This window comes from Saccharopolyspora sp. NPDC002686 (assembly GCF_040295745.1).
Classification (GTDB): Bacteria; Actinomycetota; Actinomycetes; order Mycobacteriales; family Pseudonocardiaceae; genus Saccharopolyspora; species Saccharopolyspora oryzae.
On record NZ_JBEOVY010000349.1, the window covers coordinates 1 to 8,058 of the forward strand.

At 71.3% G+C, this 8,058-nt stretch carries 9 protein-coding genes; 7 read left to right on the forward strand and 2 right to left on the reverse strand.

From position 1 onward, the window contains the following. The first annotated feature begins 8 nt into the window (after window positions 1-8). Entirely contained in the window at window positions 9-179 is a 171-nt protein-coding gene (locus ABTZ89_RS31940; RefSeq protein ID WP_351051772.1) for a GlsB/YeaQ/YmgE family stress response membrane protein, read from the forward strand. A gap of 193 nt (window positions 180-372) precedes the next feature. Continuing rightward, window positions 373-1,443, forward strand: coding sequence for a hypothetical protein (locus tag ABTZ89_RS31945; protein WP_351051751.1), 1,071 nt, complete (start codon window positions 373-375; stop codon window positions 1,441-1,443). Here ABTZ89_RS31945 and ABTZ89_RS31950 read toward each other — a convergent pair. Both ABTZ89_RS31950 and ABTZ89_RS31955 read right to left on the reverse strand, forming a co-directional pair. After that, a complete protein-coding gene (locus ABTZ89_RS31950) occupies window positions 1,436-2,842 on the reverse strand; it encodes an aromatic amino acid ammonia-lyase (RefSeq protein WP_351051753.1) in 1,407 nt (468 codons plus the stop codon). The genes ABTZ89_RS31945 and ABTZ89_RS31950 overlap by 8 nt on opposite strands. 18 nt (window positions 2,843-2,860) lie before the next feature. Then, window positions 2,861-3,424, reverse strand: a complete 564-nt coding sequence (locus ABTZ89_RS31955; RefSeq protein WP_270951913.1) for a cysteine dioxygenase — start codon at window positions 3,422-3,424, stop codon at window positions 2,861-2,863. A 158-nt stretch (window positions 3,425-3,582) separates the two neighbouring features. Here ABTZ89_RS31955 and ABTZ89_RS31960 point away from each other — a divergent pair, with 158 nt between their 5' ends. The 5 genes from ABTZ89_RS31960 to ABTZ89_RS31980 all read left to right on the forward strand — a co-directional run bounded on the left by ABTZ89_RS31960 (window position 3,583) and on the right by ABTZ89_RS31980 (window position 7,962). Continuing rightward, window positions 3,583-4,590, forward strand: coding sequence for a LacI family DNA-binding transcriptional regulator (locus tag ABTZ89_RS31960; protein ID WP_351051757.1), 1,008 nt, complete (start codon window positions 3,583-3,585; stop codon window positions 4,588-4,590). Window positions 4,591-4,708: 118 nt separating this feature from the next. After that, on the forward strand, window positions 4,709-6,262 hold the full coding sequence (locus ABTZ89_RS31965; RefSeq protein WP_351051760.1) for an alkaline phosphatase D family protein: 1,554 nt from the start codon (window positions 4,709-4,711) through the stop codon (window positions 6,260-6,262). A gap of 7 nt (window positions 6,263-6,269) precedes the next feature. Continuing rightward, the gene (locus ABTZ89_RS31970; RefSeq protein ID WP_351051763.1) at window positions 6,270-7,109 is read left to right on the forward strand and encodes a hypothetical protein; all 840 of its coding nucleotides are present in this window, start codon (window positions 6,270-6,272) and stop codon (window positions 7,107-7,109) included. Window positions 7,110-7,145: 36 nt separating this feature from the next. Continuing rightward, window positions 7,146-7,715 (forward strand): GNAT family N-acetyltransferase, encoded by a 570-nt coding sequence (locus ABTZ89_RS31975; RefSeq protein ID WP_351051766.1) that lies wholly within the window; start codon window positions 7,146-7,148, stop codon window positions 7,713-7,715. A 49-nt stretch (window positions 7,716-7,764) separates the two neighbouring features. Next, on the forward strand, window positions 7,765-7,962 hold the full coding sequence (locus tag ABTZ89_RS31980) for a hypothetical protein (protein ID WP_351051769.1): 198 nt from the start codon (window positions 7,765-7,767) through the stop codon (window positions 7,960-7,962). Window positions 7,963-8,058 lie beyond the last annotated feature (96 nt).

The window sequence follows — 8,058 nt, forward strand, 5'->3', positions numbered from 1 at the left end:
GGATCATCGTGACCACCCTGATCGGCATCGTCGGCGGGTTCCTCGGCGGCTGGATCGCGTCCCACCTCACCGGCGGCGGCGTCACCGGCTTCAACCTGATGAGCTTCGTGTGGGCGGTGATCGGGTCGCTGATCCTGCTGCTGATCTACCGCCTGATCTTCCACCGGAGTCACGCTTGACCGGCACCACCGGGCGAACCGCCGAACGGGTCGTTACCCCCTTAGCGGGAAGCGAAAACCTGCACCACCGCACGGGATCTGCCAGTGTTGGGCACCCGCGATCACGCCTCCGGCCGCCACCCCGACCGGAGCGATGCGCGAAGTTCCCTCCCGTGCCGCTCCAGCCAGGTCACAACGCTTCCCGGAGGTTCCCATGGCACTGCCGTTCCCCATCTCCGACTCCCGACGCCGCGTGCACCTGGTCGGCTCGTTGCCGCCCGACATCGCCCCGGACGCCGTTTCGGGCATGCGCTGGGTGCTCGAGCACTCCGGGAACGCCGAGCTCACCGCGCTGCCCTGCGATGTGGACCCGAACTGGATCATCGACTACCTGCTGGCGCGCGCCGAGGTTCCCGGGCTCGAGACCGCGAAGTCCGGTGATGGGAGCAGCTACGCCACGATGCCGGTCTACCGGGTCCGATCCGGGCACCGGCTGACCACCGACGACATCGCGCTGGGCCGCCCGCCCGAGGTGGCCGCGGCGGTCGCCGCACGTCGCCGGCTCGACGCCGGGCCACCCGTCCAGGTCAGCGTTCCGTCCTCTTTGGACCTCTCGATCTTCACCCTGGGCGTCGGGCAGACGCCGCGCTTCCACGCGGTTTTCGAGCAGATGGTCATCTCCGAGGTCACCCGGATCGCGCAGTCCCACGGCTCCGAAGTGACCTTCCAGCTGGAGTCCCCGGCGGTCCTCTACGTCATGCACCGGGCACCGGCCGCGGCCCGCCGGGCGGCGGCACGCCTGCTCGCCCACCAGCTGGCCAGGCTCATCACCGCCGCCCCGCGATCCGCCCGGTGGACGCTGCACCTGTGCTACGGGGATCTCGGGCACCACGCGCTGTTCCGACCGGCAGGCCTGCGGTCCGCCGTGCAGGTGATCAACGCGTTGGCGACGCGGCTGCGGCACGTCGGTCATCCGCTGCCCGCCATGCACATCCCGCTGGCCCACGGCGATCAACCACCGTCCAGCTCCGCCACGAGCTACGCGCCGCTGCGCGACCTCGCCCGAGGCGTCGAGGTGATCGCGGGCTGCGTCGACGAACACCACCCGGAGCTGTCCGCCCGTGCGCTCCGGCACACCGAAGCCGCCCTCGGACAACCCGTCGCCGCCGTGGCTGCCGCCTGCGGGCACGGCCGTCGGACACCGGAGGAAGCACGGCTCAACCTCGAACTCGCCGAGCGACTCGCGCAGGCGGTTCCGGCCCGACGACCTGCCGGCATCAGGTGAGCTCGTCGAGCAGGGCCGCGGCGATCGAAACGTCGTCGGACAACGGGCGATCCTGCACGTCCGGGTCGAGTCGGCAGCACGCCTGTTCGTAGAGCTCCCGGACGGGTGCCTCGATCCGCGACTCGAGCATCCGGTGCGCGCGCACCGCTGCGACGAGCTCGCACGCCAGCACCAGGCGGTACGCGTCGGCCAGCTGTTCGGTCTGCCGTGCCGCCTGGGAGGCGAAACCCGCGTGGTCTTCGGTTCCCCTGGACAGCACGGCGTGCCCGAAGGTCGCGGGGAAGGCAGCGGCGCGCAGTTCGGCCAAGGCCGATCCCGCGCTGTACTCGAGCAGCATGATTCCCGAGCTTCCCGGCGGCCCGGCGGCGAGGAACGGCCGAAGACCGGTGTGCTCCGGTTCGGTGAGCATCGACAGCCTGGCCGCGGACAGCTGCGCGGTGGCCAGCACGGCCAGTCGCAGCCGGTCCAGGGCGAGGGCCAGCTGCGCGGTGTGCGAACCGCCGTGGTGGAAGGCACCGGCCGGGGTGATCAGCGGGTTCTCCGCAGCCGCGTTGATCTCCGCGGACAGCACCGACTCGGCATCGGCCACCGCCTCCAGCGCAGGCCCGTGCACCTGCGGGAAGCAGCGCAGTCCGAACGGGTCCTGAACGCGCCGGCCCGGGATCGCCGCGCCGCCCAGCTGCGCGAGGACTTCGGCGGCCACCCGCTTCGCTCCGGCGTGCGGCCGGTTCCGGTGCACTTCCGGCGCGAACGGTTCGGTCGCACCACCGACCGCGCACAGCGTCAACGCGGTGACTCGCGTCGAGGCGTTCAAGAGCTTTCGGACCGTCGCGACGGCCAAGGCCGCCCGGCCGATCGTCAGCGCGTTGCTGCTGATCAAGGCCAGCGCATCGCCTGGCTGGAAGGTCACCGGACTCGGCGGCTGCCCGTTCCACCTGCCGGCACCCGTGAGGGCCAGGCCGAGCTCGGCCAGCGGCCCGAGGTCACCGGTGCCGACCGAGCCGTGCTCGTGCACCTGCGGGTGGGCTCCGCTGTTGAGCACGGTCACCATCGCCTCGGCGATCGCCGGTTGCAGACCCGACCCACCGCGCAACACCTGGTTCACCCGCACCGCCAGCATCGCCCGAAACTCGCGCTCCGGCACCGGATCTCCGATCGCGCTCGCATGGCTGCGCAACAGCCGCATCCCGTGTCCAGCACCGGACGCGCACTCACCGCAGTTGCCGCCAACACCGGTGGTCCTGCCGTAGACCGGTTGCGTCAGCTCGCAGGCCGCCTGCCAGCTCCGCCGCAGGCGTTCCGCACCGCTGGCCGCGATCGTCACGCGTGCCGCGCCGTCCGCTATCCGCCGGAGGTCCGCAATGGACAGTCCGGTGCCGTCGAGGGCCACGACGGACATCGGTCCTCCCGGAACGGCTCAGTGCGAGGAGTTCGCGAAGTCGCCGACCGGGCGCAGCTCGTCGGCGTAGGACACCGAGATGCGCCGGAGCACGCCGTCGAGCAGCGCGTACTGCCCCATCCGCCACAGCGGTGGCGAGTAGGCGTGGATCGAGACGCTCTCGTTCGCCTTCCCGGTCAGCCGGTGGATGTGCTCCGGGCCGGAGCCGTAGACGTGCCCAGCAGCGACCTCGGTCCGCAGGCTGCGCCCGCCCAACGTCGGGTTGTGCTCGACCAGAGCTCCCCGGACCACTGCGACGGCGAACGAGGAGACGTCGTGGTCGTGCCAGCCGGTGTCGTTCTCCGGGGTCCAGCACAGCAACCACACGTCGACATAATCGTCTCGGTGCAGCGAGGCGTAGTGCCGCTTCTCCCCGCTGAACGCAACGTGCTGCTCCCACGACTCAGGTCGGCGGGTCAGGTCCGCGACCACACCGAGCAGCTCCCCCACGTCCAGGAAACGGCCGGGCAGAGCGTCGAGCGCCCGCACTCGGTCGACGGGGAGCGCGCGCCGCGCGGGTACCGCGAAAGGTTCACCGAACACCGCTGCCTCCTCCCGGAGCGACGGCCGGACCGGCCCGCCGCACGAAGGCCGCCGCCCTTGTGAAGCGCTTCAGTGAATGGTTTCAGTGAAGCGCATCACCGAGGTTCCGGTCAAGCTGTTCGGGCGGCCGGAGTCGGCGTTCGCGCTAGGCTTTTCGGGTGCCACGCCGCAAGCGCCCCACGATCAAGGACATCGCCGCGGAAACCGGGCTTTCCCCGGCGGCGGTCTCCTACGCGCTGCGCGGCCTGCAGGTGCCCGAGGAGACCCAGCAGCGCGTGCGGGAGGCCGCCGACCGCCTCGGCTACGAGGCCGATCCGGTGGCCCGCGCGCTGGCCAGCGGACGCACCGGCATGATCGGCGTGCTGTGCAGCTCGCTGGAAGACCTGTGGCAGCAGAAGTTCGCCACCACCCTCGGCCGCAGCTTCCTCGCCGCGGACCGCAACGCGCTGTTCATGGACTCCGCAGCCGATCCGGAGCGCGAAGCCCTGCTGGCCAAGAACCTGCTGGACCAGCGGGTCGACGCGCTGGTCACCATCCCGGTCGACCCGACCTCCCGGCACTGGGCGCTGGCCGCCGAGCGGACGATGCTGGTGGCGATCGGTGACCCGCTGCCCGGCGCCCCCACCGCCGCCGAGGTCGTGTTCGACAACGCCCTGGGCGTCACCCATGCGCTGAACACGCTCGCCGAAGCAGGGCACCGCGACGTCCTGGTGCTGACGCCGGGACCCCGGCTGCTGCGGCAGCGGCCTGCGGAGAAGATCGTCCAGGACGTCGCGCAGGACCTCGGCATGGAGCTGCGCGTGGTGGCATGCCCGAACGACCTGACCGAGGCGGCGGAGACGGCGCGCACCGCGCTGGCCGATGCGCCTCGACCGACTGCGGTCTTCTGCCTGACCGACTCGATGGCTTACGGCGTCTACGAAGCCGCGCGCGATCTCGGCCTGGACATCCCGGCGGACCTCTCGGTGCTCGGCTACGACGACCACCCGGTTTCCCGCCTGCTGACCCCGGCCCTGTCCACCTACCGCTGGGACGTCCGAGCAGTGGTCGACGCGGTGGTGCAGCGCGTGCTCAAGGCGGTCGACGAGAACCGCCGCAGCCGCCGGAAGCTGATCGCCCCGGAACCGAAACCGCGAGGCTCGGTCTCCGCACCCTCCACCCGGTGAAGCCGGACAATTCCGATCAAGCGGTCTACGGGAGTACCCGCTCCGGCAACCTGATCTTCATCTGACGTCCCTTCCGGGCGTTCAGGCTGGCGTTCGTCGTCGATCTGAACGGAGCACGATGAGCGCGTCACCAACCGGCCTCGACCGGCGCACGTTCCTGCAGCTGGCCGGGGTCACCTCGGCGGCGGTCGCCCTGGGCATCTCCGCGCCGGGCGCGGCAGGCGCCTTGCCGGGAAATCCGCTGCCCGACGGCACTTTCAGCCTCGGGGTGGCCTCCGGCGATCCCCGGCCGGACGGCGTCGTGCTCTGGACCCGGTTGGCCCCGGAACCGCTCGCGCCGGACGGACACGGCGGCATGCCGCAGAGCCAGGTTCCGGTGCAGTACGAGGTCGCCGAGGACGAGCGGTTCAGCCGGATCACCCGGCGCGGCACGGTGATCGCCTCACCCGAGCTCGCGCACGCGGTGCACCCGGAGGTCGGCGGCCTGCAACCGGGCCGCGAGTACTTCTACCGCTTCCGCGCCGGGAACCAGCTGAGCCCGGTCGGACGCACCCGGACGCTCCCTGCGCCCGGCGCGCAGGTGGCGGCGTTCAACTTCGCGACGGCCTCGTGCCAGGCCTGGTACCACGGGCACTTCTCGGCCTACCGGCACATGGCGGCCGAAGACCTGGACGCGGTGGTGTTCCTCGGCGACTACATCTACGAGTACGGCATCACGTCGAGCAACCTGTGGCGGCGCGGAGCGCCCGAGCTCGGCACCGAGCACCAGGTCGAGATCGAGACGCTGGAGCAGTACCGGCTGCGCTACGCGCTGTTCAAGACCGATCCGCACCTGCAGGCCGCGCACGCCGCCGCACCGTGGTCGGTGACCTGGGACGACCACGAGGTGCAGAACGACTACGCCGCCGACCGGTCGGGTTACGGCATCTCCCCGCAGCACTTCCTGCACCGCCGCGCGGTGGCCTACCGGGCCTTCTACGAGCACCTCCCGCTGTCGGTGGCCGCGCTGCCGGAAGGCCCGACGGGCCAGGTGCACCGGCGCTTCGACGTCGGGGCGCTGGCTCGCTTCAACATCCTCGACACCCGCCAGTACCGCGATCCGGTGCCCGCGGACTCCGCGGAGCAGCACGACGAAGCGCGCACGATGCTGGGCCGCGAGCAGGAGAAGTGGCTCCACGACGGGATGGTGGATTCCCCGGCGCGCTGGAACGTGGTGGCCAACGGCGTCGCCGTCGCCGCGATCACCGAGAACCGCGTCGACCAGTGGGACGGGTACCCGGCGGCGCGGCGACGGCTGATCGAGGCGATGCAGCGCACCAGCAATCCCGTGGTGCTCACCGGTGACATCCACAAGCACGTGGCCGCCGAGCTCAAGGCCGACTTCGCCGATCCGGCGTCGCGCACCGTCGGCGTGGAGCTGATCTGCACCTCGATCGCCTCCGACGGCGATGGCGCGCCGACCGACGACTACACCGAGGACTGGTTGCAGCACCCGTACGTCAAGCTCTACGACGGCCGCCGCGGTTACGTGCGGTGCAGCCTCACCCCGGACGAGCTGGTGTCCGACTTCAAGGTCGTGCCGTGGATCCAGGCGGACGCGAACGCCCCGGCCGAGACCGTCGCCCGCTTCAGCACCCCGACCGGAGAGCCCGGTCTGCACAGGAAGGCCTGACCCCGCGATGCCAACCGCACCTCCGCCCACTGCAACCGGTTTGCGCGGCCGGGGCGAACTCGCCCGCATCCTGCTCGGCTGGGAGCCCGCGCCGTGGGAGACCGTGGTCGACCACTACGCGGTGCACGGCGCACCCGGCGCCGACGCCGCAGTGTCCCCGGAGACCTTGCTGGTCAAGACCGTCTACCCGCACTTCGAGCACAGCGGACTCGGCGGCGCCGCGCAGCAGTGGACCTACCGAGTCGTGACGGTGGACGCCGCCGGTGCGCGCAGCGAACCGAGCCGGCCGGTCACGGTCACCAGCCGGGAATCGGTCAGCCGGTCCGGGATCCCGCTGGCCGTGCTGGGCGAGTTCGACGGCAAGGGCCTCGAGTTCGCCCTGTCCCCCGCCGGCTACGCCGACTACCCGGCCGCTTTCCCCAACGGCGTCGACTTCCGCGTCGGCGTCGACGACCCCCGCACCGGCTGGAGCTACCTGCATCCGGGCCCGGCCGACGGCTGGGCCGGACGCCGGGACCACCGGTTCCGGCTGACCTTCGAGCTGACCGACCTGCCGACCAGCGGCGCGGACCTCGCGGTGTGGCTCATCGACAGCCACGCGACCAAAGCGGGGTCGGCGGTCTTGAGCATCAACGGAACCCCGGTCGACCGCCTGCGGTTCGCCGGTGGTGCCACCAAGGGATCCACGCAGGGCGACAGCACGGTGCCCGGCTCCCCGCTGAAGCCGTCCTACCTGGAAGTGCCCCTGCCCCAGGTGTTCCGCGTCGGCGAGAACACCATCGAGCTGCACAAGGACGACGGCGCCTGGATCGCATACGACGCGATCGGCGTCTTCGCCAGGCGCTGAGCACCACCTCCCGCGGTCATGGTTGGATCGGCCGACGTGGGATCGATCTGGATGGGTGACCGGGTCCGCCTCCGCGGGATCGAACCGGAGGACTGGCAGGAGTTCCTGCGCATCGACGCCGACACCTCGGACATGCGCGCGGTGGACATGATCCACCCGCCCCGGTCCGCCGAGGGCTACCGCCGGTGGGCCGACGAGCAGTCGGTGAAGGATCCGGCGGGCGACGAGTTCCAGCTCGCCGTGCACTCGCGCGCCGACGACGTGCTCGTCGGCGCGTTGTCGACCTCTGAGACCGATCAGCGCGCCGGCCGCTTCGGCTACGGAATCGGCATCGGCCGGGAACACCAGCGCCGCGGCTACGCCACCGAGGCCGTCGTCCTGCTGCTGCGCTACATGTTCGGCGAGCGCCGGTACCACAAGTGCTCGGTCGGCGTCTACGCGTTCAACGAGGCCTCGCTCGCGCTGCACCGCGCGCTCGGGTTCGAGGAAGAGGGACGGCTGCGCGAGCACGAGTTCTTCGCCGGCCAGCACCACGACGTGGTCATGCTGGGCATGACGGCCGACGAGTTCGCCGAACGCCACGGGTTCGGGCCGATGAAGGGCTGATGCCCTCGTCATCGAGGCTGAGATCGTTCGCCGCGACGTTCTCCTCCAGGTGGTCGAGCAACCCCGTGCCCGGAATCGCCAGCAGCAGTGGCGAAATCGCGAGCAGCGAGGCGAGGTGCACCTGCGCAGCGGTCGCAACCAGGCGAGCTGCGACCGGCGGCGCATGGCCGACCTGATGGTCGAGCTCGAGGCCGATTCCCGCTTCCAAGCCGGACTGCGCGCGGGCGAGCTGGGACTGCCCCGCTGAGGCGGGCCGAAACACGGCAGTCCGCCGCGGCTTCGCGACCGCGGCGGACGGCCGGGTCGGGTCACGCGATGGCTTAGCGCTGCTCCACCATCGAGC